Source organism: Vibrio gallaecicus (assembly GCF_024347495.1).
In the GTDB taxonomy this organism is placed as follows: Bacteria; Pseudomonadota; Gammaproteobacteria; order Enterobacterales; family Vibrionaceae; genus Vibrio; species Vibrio gallaecicus.
On the sequence record NZ_AP025490.1, the window covers coordinates 1594562 to 1616694 of the forward strand.

At 40.2% G+C, this 22133-nt stretch carries 20 protein-coding genes; 7 read left to right on the plus strand and 13 right to left on the minus strand.

The features are described 5' to 3' along the window. Positions 1-29: 29 nt before the first annotated feature. Positions 30-323, plus strand: coding sequence for an acylphosphatase (locus OCU78_RS06885; protein WP_137373280.1), 294 nt, complete (start codon positions 30-32; stop codon positions 321-323). A gap of 42 nt (positions 324-365) precedes the next feature. Here OCU78_RS06885 and OCU78_RS06890 read toward each other — a convergent pair whose 3' ends face one another. The 6 genes from OCU78_RS06890 to OCU78_RS06915 all read right to left on the minus strand — a co-directional run bounded on the left by OCU78_RS06890 (position 366) and on the right by OCU78_RS06915 (position 5952). Further along, entirely contained in the window at positions 366-695 is a 330-nt protein-coding gene (locus tag OCU78_RS06890) for a TusE/DsrC/DsvC family sulfur relay protein (protein WP_137373279.1), read from the minus strand. A 139-nt stretch (positions 696-834) separates the two neighbouring features. Further along, on the minus strand, positions 835-1500 hold the full coding sequence (locus OCU78_RS06895) for a Bax inhibitor-1/YccA family protein (RefSeq protein WP_137373278.1): 666 nt from the start codon (positions 1498-1500) through the stop codon (positions 835-837). A 260-nt stretch (positions 1501-1760) separates the two neighbouring features. Continuing rightward, positions 1761-2525: an amino acid ABC transporter ATP-binding protein gene (locus tag OCU78_RS06900; protein ID WP_137373277.1), complete on the minus strand. Its 765-nt coding sequence runs from the start codon at positions 2523-2525 to the stop codon at positions 1761-1763. A 22-nt stretch (positions 2526-2547) separates the two neighbouring features. Continuing rightward, a complete protein-coding gene (locus OCU78_RS06905) occupies positions 2548-3645 on the minus strand; it encodes an amino acid ABC transporter permease (protein ID WP_137373276.1) in 1098 nt (365 codons plus the stop codon). Between the two features lies 1 nt (position 3646). Then, complete coding sequence (locus OCU78_RS06910; protein ID WP_137373275.1) at positions 3647-4852, minus strand: amino acid ABC transporter permease; 1206 nt, start codon at positions 4850-4852, stop codon at positions 3647-3649. A gap of 71 nt (positions 4853-4923) precedes the next feature. Next, on the minus strand, positions 4924-5952 hold the full coding sequence (locus tag OCU78_RS06915) for an amino acid ABC transporter substrate-binding protein (RefSeq protein WP_137373274.1): 1029 nt from the start codon (positions 5950-5952) through the stop codon (positions 4924-4926). A 495-nt stretch (positions 5953-6447) separates the two neighbouring features. Here OCU78_RS06915 and OCU78_RS06920 point away from each other — a divergent pair, with 495 nt between their 5' ends. Continuing rightward, entirely contained in the window at positions 6448-7386 is a 939-nt protein-coding gene (locus tag OCU78_RS06920; protein ID WP_137373273.1) for a precorrin-2 dehydrogenase/sirohydrochlorin ferrochelatase family protein, read from the plus strand. 119 nt (positions 7387-7505) lie between these two features. Here OCU78_RS06920 and OCU78_RS06925 read toward each other — a convergent pair whose 3' ends face one another. Then, the gene (locus OCU78_RS06925) at positions 7506-7988 is read right to left on the minus strand and encodes a YajQ family cyclic di-GMP-binding protein (RefSeq protein ID WP_137373272.1); all 483 of its coding nucleotides are present in this window, start codon (positions 7986-7988) and stop codon (positions 7506-7508) included. Positions 7989-8002: 14 nt separating this feature from the next. Continuing rightward, entirely contained in the window at positions 8003-9055 is a 1053-nt protein-coding gene (locus OCU78_RS06930) for a 3-deoxy-7-phosphoheptulonate synthase (protein ID WP_137373271.1), read from the minus strand. A gap of 208 nt (positions 9056-9263) precedes the next feature. On the opposite strand from OCU78_RS06930, the gene OCU78_RS06935 reads away from it, so the two are divergent. Both OCU78_RS06935 and OCU78_RS06940 read left to right on the plus strand, forming a co-directional pair. Then, the gene (locus OCU78_RS06935) at positions 9264-10151 is read left to right on the plus strand and encodes a putative PEP-binding protein (protein ID WP_137373270.1); all 888 of its coding nucleotides are present in this window, start codon (positions 9264-9266) and stop codon (positions 10149-10151) included. A 259-nt stretch (positions 10152-10410) separates the two neighbouring features. Next, complete coding sequence (locus tag OCU78_RS06940; protein ID WP_137373269.1) at positions 10411-10893, plus strand: PaaI family thioesterase; 483 nt, start codon at positions 10411-10413, stop codon at positions 10891-10893. A 102-nt stretch (positions 10894-10995) separates the two neighbouring features. Here OCU78_RS06940 and OCU78_RS06945 read toward each other — a convergent pair whose 3' ends face one another. Beyond that, positions 10996-12351, minus strand: coding sequence for a hypothetical protein (locus tag OCU78_RS06945; protein WP_137373268.1), 1356 nt, complete (start codon positions 12349-12351; stop codon positions 10996-10998). A gap of 97 nt (positions 12352-12448) precedes the next feature. Between OCU78_RS06945 and OCU78_RS06950 the strand changes: the two genes are divergently transcribed. Beyond that, entirely contained in the window at positions 12449-13291 is an 843-nt protein-coding gene (locus OCU78_RS06950) for a CvfB family protein (protein ID WP_137373312.1), read from the plus strand. Between the two features lie 119 nt (positions 13292-13410). On the opposite strand, the gene rsmF is transcribed toward OCU78_RS06950, so the two are convergent. From rsmF to OCU78_RS06970, 4 genes are all read right to left on the minus strand, one after another. Continuing rightward, entirely contained in the window at positions 13411-14832 is a 1422-nt protein-coding gene (rsmF, locus tag OCU78_RS06955) for a 16S rRNA (cytosine(1407)-C(5))-methyltransferase RsmF (protein WP_137373267.1), read from the minus strand. Between the two features lie 200 nt (positions 14833-15032). Continuing rightward, complete coding sequence (locus OCU78_RS06960) at positions 15033-17690, minus strand: MlaD family protein (RefSeq protein ID WP_137373266.1); 2658 nt, start codon at positions 17688-17690, stop codon at positions 15033-15035. Further along, entirely contained in the window at positions 17683-18924 is a 1242-nt protein-coding gene (locus OCU78_RS06965; RefSeq protein ID WP_137373265.1) for a paraquat-inducible protein A, read from the minus strand. The genes OCU78_RS06960 and OCU78_RS06965 overlap by 8 nt, the downstream gene beginning before the upstream one ends. 111 nt (positions 18925-19035) lie before the next feature. After that, positions 19036-20832, minus strand: a complete 1797-nt coding sequence (locus OCU78_RS06970; protein ID WP_137373311.1) for an ABC transporter ATP-binding protein — start codon at positions 20830-20832, stop codon at positions 19036-19038. 91 nt (positions 20833-20923) lie between these two features. Here OCU78_RS06970 and OCU78_RS06975 point away from each other — a divergent pair, with 91 nt between their 5' ends. Both OCU78_RS06975 and proQ read left to right on the plus strand, forming a co-directional pair. Beyond that, a complete protein-coding gene (locus OCU78_RS06975; protein WP_137373264.1) occupies positions 20924-21397 on the plus strand; it encodes a GAF domain-containing protein in 474 nt (157 codons plus the stop codon). Positions 21398-21494: 97 nt separating this feature from the next. Then, positions 21495-22118, plus strand: coding sequence for an RNA chaperone ProQ (gene proQ, locus OCU78_RS06980; RefSeq protein ID WP_137373263.1), 624 nt, complete (start codon positions 21495-21497; stop codon positions 22116-22118). The last annotated feature ends 15 nt before the right edge of the window (positions 22119-22133 follow it).

Sequence of the window (22133 nt, forward strand, 5' to 3'; positions counted from 1 at the left end):
ATCACCCTTGTAAATTACGGAGCAATATTATGAATTCTATCCGTTCAAAAATTGTCGTTTCTGGCAGAGTTCAAGGCGTGGGTTTTCGATATCACACTCGTAGAATTGCTTTAAAGCTTGGGATTCGAGGTTATGCCAAGAACCTCATTAACGGGAGTGTTGAAACTTTAGCTATTGGGAGCCAAGAGAATATATCTGAATTACGTAACTGGGTGAGTATTGGACCTGAAAGGGCGGCTGTTGAAGCGGTTGATTTACTGGAAGAAAAGGAGTTAATTGAAGGTGGTGTTGTAAGAGGCTTTGAGTCATTTACGATACTGTAGCAACAGTATCGTACAGGTACTATTTAAATGAAGTACTTAATCTTACAAGCATTTTGCAGGCTTAGGTAGCCCCGCTAATTTAGTCGCTTGTTTGGCAGGACCCGTTTTAAACAACTTAAATAAATATTTGCTGTTCCCTTTTTCTGGACCATGAGCTTTTGCCATCGCTTTAACAAGCATACGAACCGCTGGTGAGGTATTGAATTCCTCGTAAAAACTTCGGACAAAATGGACCACTTCCAAATGAGCTTCAGTAAGTTCAATACCTTCATCTTTGGCAAGTATCTCAATCATGCCCGCTTCCCACTGCGTCGAGTCTAACAGGTAACCCTGAGCATCAGTTTTTATTTGTTTGCCGTTATATTCAAACATGTTTAATCCAGAATCAAATTAGCTATTTAAAGTAGGGTACATGGCCAAGATCACTTTTCTCAAGAGATATTGTATTTCTAGATACAAAAAAGCCCAAGAGGGAGGCTCTTGGGCTAGATTTATTTAGTAATGGATGTAACTAGTCGTCGCTATTCATGATGCCTAGAATGCTTAGTAGGCTGATGAAGATGTTGTAGATTGAAACGTACAGGCTAATCGTTGCTGAGATGTAGTTAGTCTCACCGCCACGAATGATGCTTTGCGTAGTTAGCAAAATTACACCAGTAGAGAACAGGATAAACATACCGCTCATCGCTAGTGAAAGTAGTGGCATCTGTAGGAAGATGTTAGCAACCATACCAACTAGTAGAACAACGAAACCAGCCATTAACATACCGTTTAGGAATGAAAGATCGCGTTTAGTCGTTAGTGCATAAGCAGACGCTGCCATGAAGGCTAGTGCAGTACCGCCAAGAGCGGTTAGGATGACATCACCCATACCAGCGCCAACATACATATTCAGGATCGGACCGATTGTGTAGCCAAGGAAGCCTGTAAATAGGAACGTAAATACAAGACCCATGCTGTTGTCGCGGTTCTTTTCTGTTAGGAAAAGTAAGCCGTAGAAACCCACAAGCATGATAATTAGACCTGGACGAGGAAGGTTCATCGCCATAGATACACCTGCCACAAGAGCAGACCAAAGTAACGTCATAGAAAGTAGAGCATAAGTATTACGCAGTACTTTATTGGTTTGCAAAGCGCTCTCTTGAGATGCTGTGCGTGAAAACATAGGGCTGTTCATAATCTTCCTCGTAAGGTGACTTCAATAGTTATTAGTACATTTATGGGGCTGAAAGTTCGAAAAATCAAGTCTTTCATTCCTTTTGTATATTTAAAATAATAATCAAAATAGTAGGTTAAGTGTTTCTCAATATGTAACAAAGTGTTGCTAGGGTTGATGTGCCACAAATGAAACGGTTAACAATGAATTATTTTGCAATTGATACATTAACAACAAAGAGGCGACCGAAGTCGCCTCTGTATTATCATGATTATATCACATTAGTGATGCAGGATTTGGCTCAAGAAGTTTTGAGTTCGATCTGATTGTGGGTTTTCAAAGAAGTCTACAGGGTTATTTTCTTCAATGATTTCACCGGCATCCATGAATATAACCCGATCAGCTACCTCTTTAGCGAATCCCATTTCATGAGTAACACAAAGCATAGTCATGCCTTCTTCTGCTAACTCCACCATAACATCAAGTACTTCACGAACCATCTCTGGGTCGAGTGCTGACGTTGGTTCATCAAACAACATTACCTGCGGGTTCATACATAGAGATCTTGCAATTGCTACACGTTGTTGCTGACCACCGGACAGTTGCCCCGGGAATTTATCTGCTTGCTCAGGGATTTTTACACGCTCAAGGTATTTCATTGCGATGGCTTCGGCTTCACCCTTTGGCATCTTCTTAACCCAAATTGGAGCGAGCGTACAGTTCTCTAAAACCGTTAGGTGAGGGAACAAGTTGAAATGTTGGAAGCACATTCCTACATCACGGCGAACTGCCTCAATGTTTTTTAGATCTTCTGTTAGCTCATTGCCTGAAACAAAAATGTGACCTTTTTGGTGTTCCTCTAGGCGGTTGATGCAACGAATCATCGTCGACTTACCAGAGCCAGAAGGACCACAGATTACAATTTTCTCGCCTTTCTTTACTTCTAAGTTGATATTTTTAAGTACGTGAAACTCTCCGTACCACTTGTTCATGTCTTTTAACTCGATCATAAGACCTTGTGAGTTGTTGTCTGATTGCTGCGTCATAATACGTCCTTGATCTTGTTAACTATCGTTTGTGACCGGTGTGAAGTCTATTTTCTAGCCATATCGAATATCTCGACATGCCGAAACAGAACACCCAGAACACTAACGCGACAAATACATAACTTTCTGTTGAATACCCAAGCCACTCTGGGTCGGTATTCGCTGCTTGACCAATACCCAGTACGTCAAACATACCGATAATTAAAACTAGACTTGTATCTTTGAACAGCCCGATGAAAGTATTCACAATTGATGGGATTGTGATTTTCAGAGCTTGTGGAAGGATGATTAGTCCTGTCTTTTTCCAGTAACTTAAGCCTAAAGCATCGGCAGCTTCATATTGACCTTTTGGAATGGCTTGAAGTCCACCTCTAATTACTTCCGCCATATACGCAGCACTAAATAGCACCACACCAATCAAAGCTCGGATTAGCTTATCTGTTTCTGTGCCTTCAGATAAAAATAGAGGCAACATAACCGAAGCCATGAATAGAACAGTAATAAGAGGTACACCACGCCATATTTCGATATACACGGTACACATACTGCGAATTATCGGCATTTCAGAGCGTCTACCTAGTGCTAAAGCAACACCAATAGGTAATGAAACAACAATCCCGACAAGCGCGATAATCAGTGTGACGAGTAAACCGCCCCATTTGTGAGTATCGACAACTTCAAGTCCAAAGACTCCGCCATAAAGTAAAGCTGCAATAATGAATGGGTAAATGTTTACAAAAAATAACCAGATCCAAATACGTTTAGGGGTTTTTTCGTAAGCAAGCAAAACCACGAATATCGCAAGAGTGATATAAAATAGACGAGGGCGCCAAAGTTCAGCTTCTGGGTAAAACCCATACATAAACTGATCCCAACGAACACTAATGAAAACCCAACAAGCGCCTTCACTTGTACAAGCATCACGAGTTGTGCCTATCCAATCTGCGCTAATAATTGCCCAATCAGCAACCGACCACAAAAGTGACAGTGCAAAGTAAGCAAGAACGACAGTAACAACACTGTTTACTGGACCATTAAAAAGATTCTTTCTTAACCAACCGACTGGGCCGACAGTATTTCCTGGTGGCGGAAGGTCTGGTTGAAATTGATGTATGCTCATCTTATCTCTCCACCAACGCAACTTTGCGGTTGTATATATTCATAAGGGCAGACGTTAATAGGCTTAATGTTAGATAAACACCCATAGTCATTGCGATCACTTCTATAGCTTGACCAGTTTGGTTTAGTGTTGTGCCTGCAAAAACAGAGACAAGATCTGGGTAACCAATAGCCATAGCAAGCGATGAGTTTTTAGTTAGGTTTAAATATTGACTGGTCAAAGGAGGAATAATGATTCTTAACGCTTGCGGGATAATAACAAGTTTAAGCGTACGAGATCTTGGGATGCCAAGAGACATAGCGGCTTCTGTTTGACCATGACTTACTGCGTTAATACCCGAGCGAACAATTTCAGCAATGAAAGAGGCTGTGTATATGCTCAATGCAAGCATCAGTGCTGCAAGCTCTGGGATAATGCTTATCCCGCCTTTAAAGTTGAATCCTTTAAGTTCTGGGTAATCAGCTGAAATTGGCATACCCATGATAAAGTACATGACCAAAGGTAAACCGATAATGAGAGCAGCTGCAATGCGACCCATAGGGGTTTGCTGTCCTGTAAGTTTTTGTTTGTTATTTGCCCATATGTTGATGAAGATCGTAGCAATAATGCCTGCAATAAACGCCGCAATAACAATGTTACTCCCTGATTCCAGTACTGGACCTGGGAAGTACAATCCACGAACATTCAAAAAGATAGCTTCGCCCAAACTCATACTATTTCGTGCAGATGGTAGTGCTTGTAACACAGCAAAATACCAAAAGAATATTTGTAGTAGTAGAGGGATATTTCGGAAAATTTCTATATAGACTGCTGCAAAACGGCTGACGAGCCAGTTAGATGAAAGTCTTGCGATACCCATACTAAAGCCGATCACTGTTGCCAGGATGATACCTAGAACTGAAACCAGTGCAGTATTAAGTAAGCCGACTAAGAAGGTTCTTCCGTAAGAGAAAGTTTCATCGTACTCAACAAGGGTTAAGCCGATACCAAAACCAGCTTCTTGGGATAAAAAATCAAAACCAGTGGCAATACCACGGGCATCTAAGTTTGTTAAAGCGTTATTTACAATTGTATAAATGAACGCTACGAGAGCGCCTACCGCAATTATTTGAAAGACAACAGAGCGGAAAGTAGGGTTGTAAAGAAGGTTGGCGCTTTTAGGTTTAGGCTTTGCCTGGGATGGGGTGAGAGTTTCGTTAGGTTTCATACTGCTATAACCTCAAATCCATTTAATAAAGAGGGCGGAAATTCCCGCCCTAATTGATACTTTCTATTTTATTAACGGATAGGTGGAGCGTACATAAAGCCGCCCGCATTCCAAAGTGCATTCACACCACGAGAAATCGCTAGTGGTGAACCAGTACCAACAGTACGCTCAAAACTTTCGCCGTAGTTACCTACTTGTTTGATTACTTGGTAACCCCAATCATCACTGATACCTAGAGCTTTACCTTTAGGACCATCTACGCCAAGAATACGCTTGATGTTTGGATCTTTAGATTTAAGCATTTGGTCTACGTTTTTAGAGCTAATGCCATATTCTTCAGCATTAATCATCGCTGAAAGTGTCCATTTAGCAACATTGAACCATTTGTCGTCATCTTGACGAACAACTGGGCCAAGTGGTTCTTTAGAAATGATTTCTGGTAGAACTTGTGCAGAAGATGGATCTTTTAGGTTCAGTCTAAGGGCATATAGACCAGATTGGTCTGTTGTTAGGACATCACAACGTCCAGCATCAAAACCTTTAGATGTTTGTGCTGCTGTATCAAATACTACTGGTTTGTATGACATACCATTATTACGGAAGTAATCGGCTAGGTTTAGCTCTGTAGTAGTACCTGATTGTACACAAACAGATGCGCCATCAAGTTGTTTAGCACTTGTTAGACCTAGATCTTTCTTAACCATGAAGCCTTGACCATCGTAGTAGTTCACACCTACGAAATTTAGACCAAGTGCTGTGTCACGGTGCAGAGTCCAAGTTGTGTTACGAGAAAGAACATCAATTTCACCAGATTGAAGCGCAGTGAATCGTTCTTTTGCTGTTAATGGTACATACTTAACTTTTGATTTATCACCAAGTACTGCAGCAGCAAGAGCTTGACAATATTCAACATCGATTCCTTCCCACTCACCTTTTGAGTTAGGGTTAGAAAACCCTGGAAGCCCCGTACTTACACCACAAGTTAATACGCCTTGTGAAGTTACTTTGTCCAGAGTGCTTTCTGCCGCTGACGCAGATGTTGCCATCATTGCTGTTGAAGCAGCTACTACTGAAGCAAGAAGTGTGAGTTTATTTGTCATTTGTATCCTTCCTGTATATTCCATGTAAAATCAAATATGCCTGAGCAAGTGTGCGAATAAAATTCTGTGTACGTGTTACTGTCGCGTTTACTTTTTGTCGTTGTTTTTAAATCACCGTTTGCATTTTGCAAATCCATAAGTTCGGTTTTTAAACAACTGTTTATAAGATTAGGAAAGGATTCGTAGTTTCACAAATGTATAATTTAAAAAGAATTTTGAGTGAAATCACAAATCCGAACACATTTAGAATGACCAAATGTTACGTGAATGTAAATAGTGCAACATCTCACACACTTGGTGCAACGAGATTTAGGGTTTGATATTCTCAAACGACTAGATATATATTCCAAATTAATGTCTATTTGCTGAAATAATGAACTCAACAAATAGTGAAATTTGGTGATTAATTATTTTTAAACAGATCAGTTAACTGTGAATATGCTCCAAATTTGGTAGCATGATTGAATAGTTATATAAATGAACTCAAGGAAGAATATGCGTTATTTCCCAATGTTTTTAGATGTAGAAAATAAGCCAATCTTAGTAGTAGGCGGTGGAGAAGTTGCTTGCCGTAAAGTAGATAGTTTATTGCGTGCTGGAGGGGAAGTTACGCTAGTTTCACCTAAGGTAGAGCCTTATTTAAAGAATTTAATAGATGAAGGCAAAATTCATTGGATTCAAAATTTTTATTCTTCGAATATTATTTCAAAACAATACCTACAAGTTTGGGCGACAACTGATAATCCTAACCTAAACCATCAAGTACATAATGATGCAAAAAAGCTTGGTATTTTAGTCAATGTGGTTGATGACCTTCCATATTGTGATTTCATCACTCCGTCGATGATAAATCGCGGAAGAATCCAAATTGCTATCTCTAGTGGTGGTGCATCTCCTGTTTTAGTTCGAAACATTAGAGAAAAACTCGAAACCGTATTACCTCAAAACCTCGGTTTAGTAGCGGACTTTGGTGCATCAAAACGCAATTCAATTAAAGAGTCATTTCCTACAGTCGATGAAAGAAGAAAGTTCTGGGAGCGTTTTCTATCTTCGAGCTTTATAGAGCAAGTTTCAAACCGAGAGCAACTAGAAGCCTATTATCAAAAATCGTTGGTTGAAAATTTAGAGAGTGAAGGGCGAGTAACTTGGGTTGAGTTTGAAGATGACGTTGAACTGCTTTCTATGAAGGCGCTGCGCTTAATGCAAGAATCGGAACTTGTGCTGTACCCGAAAGCTTGTCCTTTTGAGTTTGTTGACTTATGCAGGCGTGATGCTGAAAGAGATAGCTTCGATGGAAGTGGCGAGCTTTCAACAAAGCTTGAAAATGCGAGAGCTGAGAACCTGAGGGTGTGTGTATTTATTCCACCAGCAAGCGTTGAGTACAACCTACTTGTTGGTCAGGATTTAAAGCTGTCTACTGCGAAAGTGATGTAATCCTTACTAGGATTAAGATGACTACAAAAAAGCCTCTGTATAAAACAGAGGCTTTTTAATCTGTACTAATTAGCTTGCACTTATTTCCTTTAATACTAGATAAAGGCAAATAGGGCTAATTAGTCACGGAAATTATCAAACTGGAATGGTTGACCAAGTTCACCGTTACGAACTAGGCTCATCACTGCTTGTAGGTCATCGCGCTTTTTACCAGTAACGCGAACTTTCTCGCCTTGAATTGAAGCTTGAACTTTGACTTTGTTATCTTTAATCAGTTTAACTATTTTCTTAGCAACGTCAGTTTCAATACCTTGCTTGAAGATAACAGTTTGGAACCATGTGCGACCCGTTTGGTCGGCTTTTTTGGCTTCCATTGCGTTAGGATCTACATTGCGCTTCGTTAAGTTACTGCGCAGAATGTCACGCATTTGCTTAAGTTGAAAATCATCTTGAGCGCTTAGTTTTACTGACTCATCTTTGTAGTCGAAGCTTGCTTCTACGCCACGAAAATCAAAACGAGTTGATAGTTCACGGTTAGCGTTATCTACAGCATTACGCAGCTCTACTGCTTCTACTTCAGAAATAATATCAAATGATGGCATGTCGACGTTCCTAATTAGTTTCGTTCTTTAATTGCATTAGCAAGCATATCTAGCATGGTGACGGTGTCACTCCAGCTTAGGCATGGGTCAGTGATTGACTTACCATATTCTAGGTTGGTGATGTCAGTCATCGGCTGGTTGCCTTCTTCAATAAAGCTTTCCGCCATAATACCTGCAACTTGGTTTTTACCAGATTTGATTTGGTTGCAGATATCTTCAGCAACTTCTAACTGCTTACGATGCTGCTTTTGGCAGTTTGCATGGCTGAAATCGACGATTAGACGCTGAGGTAAGTTGAATTGCTCTAGTTGAGTGCAAGCTTCAGCAACTGATTCGCTATCGAAGTTTGTGCCTTTGTCGCCACCACGTAAAATGATATGCCCATGAGGATTACCAGCAGTGCGGTACACCGTCATGCGACCATTTTTATCTGGAGAGTAAAAATAGTGAGAAGCTTGAGCAGCACGAATAGCATCAATAGCAATCTTCACATTGCCATTAGTCGCGTTTTTGAAACCAACAGGGCATGAAAGAGCTGAAGCCATTTCTCTGTGAATTTGTGACTCTGTAGTGCGTGCACCGATAGCGCCCCAAGTGATCAAGTCAGCGATGTATTGACCTGTGATCATGTCTAAGAACTCAGTAGCTGTCGCTAAACCAAGCTTGTTAATATCAAGCAATAATTTACGAGCCTTGTTTAGTCCTGTTTCTAAGGCATACGACCCGTCTAGGTTCGGATCTGTAATCAAACCTTTCCAGCCAACGACAGTACGAGGCTTTTCAAAGTATGTTCTCATTACTACGAAAAGTTCGTCTTTATATTGTTCTTGAATTTGACTTAGGCGCTGCGCGTAGTCTAGAGCTGCATCTGTATCATGAACTGAACATGGACCAACAATAACAAGTAAACGATTGTCGCGACCAGTTAGGATGTCTTCAATTTGACGACGTGACTGTGCAATACGCTCAGCCACATCATCTGTAATAGGGTGTGCATTGCCTAATTCGGCAGGAGTTGGCATTGGCCCCAGTGCTTGGGTTCTCAACTCATCAGTTTTTAATGGCATGTGATAACTTTATTATTCTATTGCGAAGCGGTTAAGATAACGGAATTGACCCTAGGAATAAACTCCCTTGCGTCAAACTTATCTCTCATATTTCCAATATTACGTGTTTTATCATTGCCAAGGTCTTAAACAGTCTATTTTTGCTTGTATTAACAAGCAGCTATCGGTATTTTCAATTCAATACAAATATAACAATGCTGGAGCAGTCATGACTCAAGGAAACCCAAGAGAGTTACACCCTGAATTAACTTTAGGTGATGTATTGCCTTCTTATAATGAGAGTAATGGTTCGGAACATTTATACGTTTCATTATCTGAATTGCTTATGGAGCGCGTTTTTTATCATCCGAGTATCGAAAATCATCTAAGTGCTTTATCTGACTTAGAAAAAACATCGCTAGGTGCCATTGTTGGTGAACAAGCCGTTTCAGAACATTTTGTCCAAACTCTAGTTTCAGCTATCTCTGCCGCTGTTCAGCCTTCTCATAAATCAATTCGCGTCGCATTGAGCGGCGCTGACAGTTATGCGCTTAACTCACTTCTCGGCGGCAAGAATGAGATAGAAGAAGTTAACCCGGCACTTGGTGTGAGAGGGGTTGCTCGATACGCGACTGATGCTTATAGTCATGCATTTTCGCTAGAATGTATGGTAATCAAAACGTTAAGAGAGCAAGGCTTCAATATTGAGATTGTTGTGCCCTTCGTTCGCTCGTTAAGTGACGCTGCTAAAATTATCGATTTACTTGCAGAGCAAGGCTTGCCTAGAGGTCTAAACGGGCTCAAAGTTTTATTCTCATGTGATGTCCCATCAGCTGTTCTACTTAGTGAACGTTTACTGCATTACTTTGATGGTGTAGTGGTCAATGTTGATAACTTAACGCAATTTACATTGGGCGTAGATAAACAGAATGAAGCTCAGCAACATGCATTTGACCCACAGAATGAGTCTGTAATTACTTTAATTGATATGATTGTGAAATCGTCTTTACAAGCGAAAAAGCCAGTATTATTGGTTACTCAAGGGCTTGTGGATTATCCGAAACTTCAAGGTTACATTGCTGACTTAGAAGGTGTTGATGCTGTTATTACAGCATAATGTTACTTCTCTTCAAGTGACTAAGTACTAGTTATCAAAAGCGAGTATTTAAATACTAGTACACGTTACTCCGTAAATTGATGAAAGGCATTGCTTCTTATAGCAATGCCTTTTTTGTTACTTCTCGCCAGCTATATCATCAACGAGTCAGTACATTTCTTTAAACTTTGTTTTAACTGCACTTTTTTGTAACAAAATTTTGACATTTAAATGGAATGAATATTAACTGGTCGGACAACTATAAAATAGGCTGATTAATATGCTCTCTTCACTTCAAAAAGCAAACCTGTATCTGAACATGTTTGGCTTCTTCCAAGTTCCGTTTATTTGGCTTGCTAGACCTAAGCTAATTAAGCTTAATCAACAACTAGTTGAAGTTAAAATTCCATTAAAGCGAAGAACTAAGAATCATCTAAATAGCATGTATTTTGGTGTTCTTGCTGTTGGGGCAGATGTTGCGGGTGGTTTCCTAGCAATGAGTAAAGCTCAAGATCAAGGCGCGAAAATATCACTGGCTTTTAAAGGGGTGACAGGAGAGTTCTTGAAACGACCTGAAGCGGATGTTCATTTTACTTGTACCGATGGTGAGTTGATTGATGCGATGCTAGAGGAAACAATGGAAACTGGTGAAAGAATTAATCAAACAGTTACGATCTTAGCAACATGCCCAACATTGAGTAATGACGAAGTGATGGCAAAATTCACCTTAACACTCTCAATTAAGAAAATACCGAAGCAATAATGAGAGAGTCAATTTGTGTTTGTACTGAGAGGTAGGCTCTTTGATGTCAAAAAGCCCATCTAGGTAAAATGGGCTCTTGTTATTGAAAGTGTAAATTACCGGTTAAGCATCTTGCTTAATTTCTTCGATATCGACAATCTTTGAACGGTTCATGACAATTTTCCAACGATAATAAGTTGGCTCTGCATCATGGTTATTTTCTTTAATAATCAAGTTTAATAGGTGGCGTTTTTCAACAGACTCTCTGCTAACTTGCCCCTCATTCAGCCTATAGATCTTATTGGAGCCTTTATCCATTAATCGAGTTAAAGCTCGAAGGCTAATGGATACAGATTCGCGTGTTTCTTCGTAGCCACTCATAAACAGTGATGTAGACATGTGGGTTTGAGAGCGATAATGCAAAATTTGCTCTTCCCGTTGAACCACTCGCTTTTTACGGATGGATTGAATCTTATCCGCTAACTTTGAGAAGGCAGTGTAGTCCAGCCATTCCAATTTTTGCCCAACTGATTTGTTAGTTGTTGGGTCGTAGTAGCGGCGCTTCCACTTAGGTTTTCCTTTACGGATCCAACGCCATAGAATATCTCTTAAATCGTCTTTAAATATCTCTCGTAGCGCATAAATAAACGACATAGAAACGATGAAAGATGCGGTGATCTCTCCAAGAAAGTCTCGAGCTAATATGACTGTAGTGGTAACAAAGACCATCACCAACCCAGTTGCTATCCCTTTTACTGCTCGTTTGACATTGTTACCCATAGAGGTTGTCTTTTCTTTTAAGACAATCGGGTGTTCAATCAAACGTCTTAAAAGGCGCATCTTATTACTTAAGCGCGTGACATCTTCACGAACTTGAGTCGAGTTATATCGATTTAATCGGCGGTGAGCGGTTTCTTTTTCACAAAGTGCAACTAAACGCTCTTTTATAGTGGAGTATTCATTGTCTCTTGGCATATGAGCAATAAGAGATAAAAACTTCTGTTCTGTGTACCAAGAAAGGTAGTTATCAATATTGGCATAGTAGCGCTTGAGGTTTTCTTCGTAAGGGATACTTCGTCTTAGTTTCTTGAGAATATCTAAAGCAAGTTCAATGACTTCATCGACCTCATCAGCTGTTACGCTGTCACCAGGTGCTTTATTTAAACTGTTAACCGCGGTATCAAGAGCGATAACGTATTGGTATGCGAATAAACTTAGACTTACTCGATATTGGGTAATTGATAACCTGCCACGTTTGGCCAAGCGACTGTGAACCAAAGGTAATAGTGTTTTATCACTATAATACGCGCGTTTTTGAGTAATCGAACTGTAGTAAAAAGCACTTTCAGAGAGGACTTCAGGAGTAAGACCGAGTTCGCCGGGAATAAAAAGATATACATCCATGTCCAACGTTTTTGTTTTCGCCATTGCATGGTTTATTTTGAGTGTAATTGCATCTTGTTTATCTACGGTGATCAACGAGGGCTCCTAGAGTTGAAAAATATTAATGAAACTAGCGAAAGCATAACAGAGATCACGTATAATCTCTGGCAAATTTAAAGTAGAGACAATTTTGATGATTAATGTTGGTCAAGTAAACAACTTAGAAGTAGTAAAACAAGCTGATTTCGGTGTATTCCTTAATGCTGGTGACTACGGAACCGTGTTATTACCGAAAAAATTTACTCCTGAAGGTGTTGAAATTGGTCATAAGTTAGATGTCTTCTTATACATCGACTCAGATAATCAAATTGCAGCGACAACAGAAAAACCTATCGCACAAGTAGGTGAATTTGGATTAATGACTGTTGAAGGTGTTAATAGCATTGGCGCTTTCATGAGTTGGGGCGTAAAAAGTAAAGATTTGTTAGTTCCATTTAGCGAACAACGCGGTCGTTTGAATGAAGGTCAATCTATCCTAGTATACGTGTACATTGATAAGGCATCGAGCCGTATTGTTGGTACAACAAAATTCAATAAATGGCTTGATAATACTCCAGCCGAATACAAGACTAACGAACAGGTGGATTTGATCATTGCGGAGCGTAGTCAATTAGGCTACAAAGCGATTGTGAACGGTGAACACTGGGGTATGATTTTCCCTTCTGAAGTCATTGGAAAGCTATTTATTGGTAAAGCTCTAAAAGGCTACATTAAGAACGTACGCGAAGATGGCAAAATTGATTTATCACTTCAAAAAATTGGCGTAGGTAAAATGGACGACCTAAGCGCAAAAGTAATGGACTTACTTGAAAAGAAAGAGGGCTTTTTACCTCTAAACGATAAATCATCACCTGATGCAATCTTTGCCGCATTTAGAACAAGTAAAGGTACGTTTAAGAAAACAATCGGTGGTTTATATAAAGCAGGTAAAATCACTATCGATTCTGAAGGTATCCGTTTAGCTAAAGAAGCTTAATTTTTAAAATTCAAAGATTTAAGCCCCAATCAATACGCTTATTGATTGGGGCTTTTTTATGTTTATCAGAAGCTATATGAGTCATAGAGCTCTCTGAATGAAATTTCTGAACTGAATATTTAGAATAAGTTCTTATCTTTTACTAGTTCACGAGGCAGACCATTCTTAATTCGGTTTCCTACCCACTTACCTAATCCAATAATTGCTCCATCAAATTCTACGAGTACTTCACCTTTGCCTGGTATTGATTCAGGGCGAACATCTCTTCCCATAAACCATTCTCTGGCATCTTCAATGCACAGTTTGATGATATTAGACTCGTTGCCTGTAGCCAGCGTGGTTGCTACTTGGTGTTGCCAGCGATAACCTTTTTTATGAGTCTCGGCAATTTTAATTCCCATACGGGAAAAGCGAAACTCACCAATCATTGGTTCTAATGCAGCAGGGAATAACCAAACATCTTTATCACGTATCCATACCTGAGAGTCTGAAGGCAAGGTGACATCTAGTGCTTCTAACAGGAGGCTAGACACTTCATCTTGAATTTTTGATGGTGCTTTCGAAAATGGAAATTTTCCCATTCTTTTCTTAACTTTTGGCGGAGTGACAGATGCTAGCTTTCGAATCCTAGCAACAAAGAAACCTTCACAGTCATAAACTTGCGGGAATATGTGTAAGAAGCCTTCTTCAGTTGTTGCTGCTTGAGCATTTTCAAATAAAGTATCTAAGGTTTCAAACTCAACGGCATCGCCAAATGTTTCTTTTAGATGATGACAAACTTGCTGGTTTTCTTCTGTGCTTAATGTGCAGGTTGAGTAAACTAGAACCCCATTAGTTTTTAATGCATGAAAAGCACTTTCAATCAGATCTTTTTGTGTTTCAGCAATGTCTAAAACTGACTGATGGCTCCAGTTTTTCATCGCATCAGCATCTTTACGAATTGTACCTTCTCCTGAACAAGGAGCATCAAGTAATACCGCATCAAATTGCTCTGGTAACCAACCGCCAAATACTCGTCCATCGAAATTACTTAATGCCGCATTTCTTACACCGCATCGTTCAATGTTCGCATGGAGTACTTTTACACGACTTGCTGCATATTCGTTAGCAACAAGTACGCCTTCGTTATTCATCAGAGAGGCAATCTGCGTGGTTTTAGACCCTGGGGCAGCTGCGGTATCCAAAACAGCTTGATACTTTTCATTGTTTTGGAAGAGTGCAGAAACAGGCATCATAGAACTGGCTTCTTGAATGTAGAATAAACCAGACATGTGTTCAGCCGTGTTTCCCAATGGAATTTCACTTTCGTCTGCTGTTATCCAAAATCCAGTGTTGCACCAAGGCACAGGTTCTAATTCCCAGCCCTTAGCTTCAGCACGTTTTAAAAAGTCAGTAACGCTAATTTTTAGAGTATTGACGCGTATACTTTTACGAAGAGGCTTTTGGCATGCGGAAATAAAAGAAGCCATATCTAAGTGGCTAGGCATGATCTCTTCAATATTTTTTAAGAATTCTTCGGGGATATAAATATTAGCGTGCAAATGAAAATCTCGATAAAAGCGATAATGTGGGAAGTGTAATCGAAAATGGAGGTAGGCTAAACAATAAAAATGCAGCACTAAGGCTGCATTTATAATTACTGTTGATTTCGACTTGTTAAGTCTATTCTGACAATCTTTTGGTAAAGGTGGACTAGAAACTTGGCTAAACCTAAACCTAAACCTAAACCTAAACCTAAACCTTATGGCTTAGGGATGGCTGTGCGCCATTCTTTCCATCCATCTTCGGCAGTAGGATATAAATAGAATGATTGACCTTCTTCTGCTGTTGCCTGTAATTGCTTACCTTCAGGGGTTGAGAAAGTAATTCCACCACGAATTAAGCTATCTACTGTTCCTGACTTAATATTTGCGCCGGACAAACCAATAGAGACATCCACACCAGAAGTGTTCCAAAATACGCTGTTGCTTCTTATTAAGTAGGTGTATTCAGGTAGGACTTCAATCGTTGAAATAATGCGGTCAGCAAATTGTCCAAGTTTTACATCGGTTACTGAGCCTATTTCCATTTCACGGAATAATACTGGAGTTCCAACTTTCACAGAGCCTCGGGTTTCACTTTGAAGAATGAAGGTTTTGCCTTCGACCTTATTCGGAGAGCTTGAAAGCGTGAAAGAGAGTTGTGGTTGACCTTTCCCCGGCTCAACGTTGATGTACTTAGATAATAAAGCCGATACATTTTTTATTCCATCCAAACCAATTTCCGCTTCAGCGACCCAAAAGTGGCTATCATTGACTGCAATTCTATCCACGTATTCAGGTAGTACTCTTGCTGTTACTTCTATGCCGCGTTTTTTGAAGTTTGGAACAACTAGTGTCACTTCGCCAACTGTAACGCCTTGGAATTTAATTGGTGTACCTTTACTGACTTCTTGAGCGCCAGAAGATGTCAGCTGGATAGCTCTACCAAATTTACGGGCGGTCTTTGAATCAGAATAAAGCTTCCATTGTTTACCGATCTTATTATCAATGCCAGGTAGAGAATCAAACGCTATTCCACCTTGAACTAATGTTTTTAGAGGATCTGCTTTAATACTGATACCTGATAAAGACGCATCAACTTCCACACCTGAACGATTCCAAAATACAGTTTGGTTGGTCACGAGGTGCTTGTATCGGTTTTCAATAGTCGCTTTAATTTTCACACCACCGTCAGTTAGGTAAAAATCAGAAATGCTGCCTACTTGTAGGTTGCGATAGAGAAGGGGACTTCCTTTAGAAATAGGAGGCAACTCACTGGCAAAAAGCGATAAAGTCTGAGAGCCCGATTGGTTATATTTTGCCAGTTCAGCTAGCGACTGGCTTTTAAATAATTGATAGTCAGGGCGTGCTCTTTCAGCGCCTTCACTCACAAAACTAATAGAGCCTGTTAATAACTGTTTCGCAGGTGGGACTGTCACACTAAGTCCTGATTCTGTGAGTTCAGCAGTCGCGCTGCCGGTCACATAAAAGCGGTTATTACTTTTGATAAGGTGAGCATACTGGTTATCAATAAGTGCATCCATGTAGACTTCATGTTTAGCATTATCTTTGCCAACGTTTTCTATCAAGCCAACTTCGATAATCGAGCCAACGGCAATCCCTTTATAAAGGAGGTTTGTGCCTACATCTAATCCAAAAGAGTTATTAGATTTTAAACGAATCGCAATGGATTTCTCTTGTTGCTGATTGTATTCATGCTTGCGAATAGCGTGAAAACTGCGGGCTTTACTTCCTTCTCCTGGCACGAGAGTTAAGAAATTACCGGTGACAAGGTTAGCAATGTTTTCCACACCAGTTAGGGATACTTTTGCTTCTTCCAATATGAATTTACTGCCTGTATTGAGAAAATCACTGAAAGCCGGCTGAATAGCAGCGGAGGCGATCACTTCTTCACGACCTTCGCTTAAAGATAAGTCAGTGACTTGTCCGATCTCAATTCCTCGATACATAATAGGAGCGCCTGTTGAACTGATTTTATTGTCATCAGGAACGGATATTTTGACCGCTATACCACGGCCAGCCGTTTTCAAATCTTGATAGAGTTTGAATTTGGTGTTCATTTCAACTGCCTCTCCACCGCCAGGAGAGTCGACAGCAATAGAACCGCCAAGAAGGGCACTTAGGCTTTCCATCCTAACGTCAACACCAGAAAACCCAATACTTGCACCTAAGCCACTGACATTCCAAAAACGGCTTTCGTCTGTAATGATATGGCTATATTCGTCATGAATTGCTGCTTTGATTGTTACAGATTTAGAATTGTCATTGAGCTTGTAGCTGTATACCTCACCGATAGGGATTTTTTTATAAACAATCTGAGAACCAACAGAAATACCGCCTAAATCTTTTGCGGTGAGCATAATATTTAAGCCGTCAGATGCGAGTAAATCAGAGGGGGCACTATCTAAAGCGTTAAATACTGTTTCAGGTTCACTAGACGTTTCGCTAGGGTGGATCGCAATGTAGTTACCAGAGACCAAAGCATCTAGCCCGGAAATTCCAGATAAACTTGCTGTTGGTTTCACTAGCCAGAAGCGAGTTTCTTTTGAAAGAAGTTTTTTTGCTTCAGGGTAGATATCCGCATCCACATAAATATTAGAAAGGTCTTCAGATAGGGTAATATCTCGAACCATACCGACCTCTAAACCTTGATAGCGGATTGTTGTGCGACCTGCGATCAACCCTGCCGCGTCCGAGAAGTAAATTTGAACGCGTTGACCAGCATCGTGTATCGACTTCATGACAAGCCAACCAGCAAGCAACATAGTAAGAATTGGCAATATCCAAAGTGGAGATATGCCTTTGTTCTTTTTAACTTCTGGCGAATAAGAAGTTTGTGATTGGTTGTTATTATTCATTCACTGACTCATCTTTAGAGGTGTAGTTATCCCAAATTAATCTAGGATCAAGGCTTTCAACAGCAAGCATGGTAAGGATGACGACAATACCAAATGCAACGGCACCAAAGCCCGGTGTAAAGTTCAAAATTTGTCCACGGTCAACTAATGTCATCATTATCGAAATAACGAATAAATCCATCACAGACCATTTTCCAACCCATTTAACAACGAAGTAAACAATCATCCTCTGCTTATGGAAGACGGAACGTTTAAATTGGATGCACAGCAAGATGTAAGCAAGCCCTAAAATTTTCGCAACAGGTACAACAATACTAGCGACGAAAATAATAATGGCGATGCCATACATTTCACTTTTGATTAATGACGCTACACCAGAAAATATGGTGTCTTCTAAGCGCTGACCATTTGTTATCAGTATAGAAATCGGAATGACGTTCGCAGGTATTATCGCAACCGATGCCGCTATAAGCAGTGCCCACGTTTTTTGAATCGAATTGGGTTTTCTGTGGTGAAGCTTTTGATGACAACGCACGCAAGCTCCGTTTTCAGGCTGTGAAAGGTGGCAATTGTGGCAATGCACGGTTTTATTCTCGAAATCATATTGAGACTCTTGGGTCCACGACTCCCAGTAACGCCTTACACTGATTCGAGTGATCAACAACACGCAAAACAATTGTAAAAGTAGCAATCCAACTAAACCTACACCAATAAAAATATCGGAATAATCTTGCAGCTTAAAACATGAGATCGCGACACTCACTAAAAATACATCGAGCATCATCCAGTGCTTTAAAGTCTGAATAGTCTTTAGAGATAACTTAAGAGGTATAAACCATCTGAAATGCAGGGAAGCGTGAGCCACTAAAACTGAAAAGCAGACTAGAAACGGGGCGATCGAACTGCAGAATAGGATTAAAAGGGCGAGCAGAGGGAAGCCTTCGCCCATTAATGTCACCATACCTGAAGGTAACGTTGCAGGGATCATCACCCCTATAAGACGAATACTAATAAAATCAAAAAAATGAGAGGGTATAAATAGCAATAAGCATGTTACTGCTAAAGCTAGGTTTCCGGATAAACTAGGGCTCCCGCCTCTATAAAGTTGTGTACTACATCTCGGGCAGTAAGCTGTTTTACCAGAAGGAACAGAGACGCGCTCTACAGGTAGTTCGCAACCCTGACAAAGACGGACATTGGTTGTATCACATTGATGCTTGGTTGAGACGGTCATGCAGCCTTCCTGATAGGTGAGAAGGCAATAAGGGCACGTATAAGTGAAACGTGCCCGACAAGGTTTATGAATGACTGCTCAAATGAGCAGGCATTCATAAAATGTAAAACGCTAGGCGTGCGACTGTACACTCCCATAAAGTGTTTGATAGAGACCTTGTTGTTCAACCAGTTCGCCATGTGTTCCTGTTTGGGTAACTTGCCCATCTTCCAATACATATATTAAATCAGCTTGCTTCACGGCTGAAAGTCTATGAGCAACAATGAGCGTTGTTCTATCTTTAAGAAACTCACTTAATGCTTTATGAAGAGCGGCTTCTGTTGCGGTGTCTAAAGCCGACGTTGCTTCATCAAGAATAACAAACTTCGGGTTACTGAGCACCATTCTAGCAATAGCTAACCTTTGTCTTTGCCCGCCTGATAAGCGAACACCACTACGACCAATCTGAGTATCTAACCCATCACTTAGCTGAGTAATGACATCTTGCATTTGTGATACTTCAAGTGCACGCCATAAAGCCATTTCGTCGTAGTCTTCACCAAGAGTCAGATTATGCCTTAAGGTGTCGTTAAAGAGTATAGGTTGTTGTAATACAACTGCTATTTGATTTCTTATTATGTCGAAGCTGATGTCTTCTGTCGTCTCACCATTGAAACGAATATTACCGGAATCTGCTTGGTAGACACCAATCAAAAGCTGTATCAACGTAGATTTACCACCACCACTGGCACCAACAAGTGCGACTTTCTTCCCTGCGGGTATTTCCAGCGATAAATCATTTAAAACAGTGTTTTCTAAATTGTAAGAGAATGTAACGTTTTCTATGGAGACGTCAACTTCTTTATTAGAAGTAAACGGGTTGACCTTACTAATTGGTCGGTACTCTTCCTCAAGTAGTAAAAGGTCATTGATTCGTTTCAAGGCTGCCTTAGCGCTATACCAAGAGAATTGAATACCTAATAACTCTTGTACAGGACCTAACATAAACCATAGATAGCCAAAGACAGCGAAGATTTGACCGATAGTTAAGTCGCTGAATAACACCATCAGCATAGCAACAGCTCTAAAAAGTTCGAAACCCAATAAAAAGAGAAGGAATGAAACTCGGCCTGCCGCTTCCGATTGCCAAGCATATTTATCAGCATCTATACGAACCTGATTAGCTTGCGCTTTTAATTCGTCTAAAAAAATTCTTTCTTTATTCGCGGCTCTTAGTTGGTAAATGCCGTCTAACGTTTCAACTAAACGATTTTGAAAATGCTCAAATGATTGGTTCTCACGTTTCTTTAGGTGCTTAACCTTACTGCCTAGCTTTCTTGAAAAGTAAATAACAATGGGGTTAACAAGTAAAATGAAAAGCCCTAGTCGCCATTCAAGCCAAAGCAGCACGCCAGCTGTACCTATTACAGTAAGAAAACTGACAATGAACTTAGAAAGCGTTGAACCAATGAATTTATCAATGGTCTCTATATCCGTAATTAAATGAGCATTGATACCGCCGCTGCCTTTGGTCTCATATTGTCGAATACTGATCCGTCCCAGCTTTTCTATCATTTTGCTGCGCATATGATAGGTCACTGTTTTAGATACGAGAGTGAATTGGCGCCCTTGTAGAATATTTAATGCTTGGCTGACTGAGCGCATTAAAATAACTAGAAGTAGGGTAAGTGCAATATAGCCAGTAGGGGTTTGCATGGAAGTGGGTAGTAGCATGTTCATCATGTCTAACCCAGAAGCAGGCTTGTTTAAGAGCACTTCATCAACCATTAAAGGCATTAATAGAGGGATAGGGACACTAACTAGTGTCGCAAGAATAGCGATTACGTTAGCAAACAGTAATTTGGACTTGTGCTTTTTTACTTGTTTTATTAGCCAAGAACGGCTAATAGTGTCATTTGAATTTTTCATTTGCAATGAGAATAAGTCCTATTTAGGTGTTTTGGTCGCATTTTACGGAGTTCTCTTAATAATGGAAGTGTCAATTTAACCGGAAGTTAATATGAAAATAGAACATTACCAGCGCTTAACCAAACAGGCAGCTGCGTTAATTGAATCTGAACCAGATTTTATTGCAAATCTAGCCAATATCAGTGCATTACTGTTTATGGAGTTAGATGACCTTAACTGGGCTGGTTTTTACTTACTAAAAGAAGACGAATTGGTTTTAGGCCCTTTCCAAGGTCAACCTGCTTGTGTTCGAATTCCTGTGGGTCGTGGCGTTTGTGGAACTGCGGTTTCAACAAACAGTATTCAGCGTATTTATGATGTGCATGAATTCGAGGGACACATAGCATGTGACGCTGCAAGTAACTCTGAAATCGTTATTCCTTTTTCTATTAATGGAAAAGTGGCGGGCGTATTAGATATCGATAGCCCAAAAATTGGTCGATTTAGTGAAATTGATGAAGAAGGTTTAACGTTTTTCATGGTGGAAGTGGAAAAGCTGCTCAATTCGCACGCGAACAAAGCATAAATTATTCTCTTACTGTGGTTTTTCCTCTGCATGTCTCTATAATACGTAAAAATATTTTCTTAATGCTCGCGGAAGACCGCAAAAACCAGGAACCCACATGGAAAACACTGAAAAGTTAAAAAACAGCAAAGAAGTTATCGCATATGTTGCTGAATGTTTCCCTAAATGCTTTACTTTAGAAGGTGAAGCAAAACCACTTAAAATTGGTATTTTTCAAGATCTTGCTGAACGTCTTAGTGAAGATGAAAAAGTAAGTAAGACACAGCTTCGCGCAGCGTTAAGACAGTACACTTCATCATGGCGTTACCTGCACGGCGTAAAAGTTGGTGCAGAACGTGTAGATCTAGACGGTAACGCTTGCGGTGTATTAGAAGAAGAACACGTTGAGCATGCAAAAACTACGCTTGCTGAAAGCAAAGCTAAAGTTCAAGCTCGTCGTAAAGAACAAGCACAAAAAGCACGTGAAGAAGGCAAAGCAAAACCAAAAGCGAAGAAAGCTCAACAGCCTCGTCGCCAAGCGCCTAAAGCACCGAAAGTAGAAAAACCTGTAGAAACACGAGCTTTAAATGCTGATGAGTTCATCGCTGGCAAAGAAGTGAATGTGAACATGGGTAAAGGAAACATGGCTGCGACCATTGTTGAAATCAATAAGGAAGATGTGCGTGTTCAGTTAGCAAACGGCCTACAAATGGTTGTTAAAGCGGAGCACTTGCGCGCTTAAAGGAGATACTCCTAC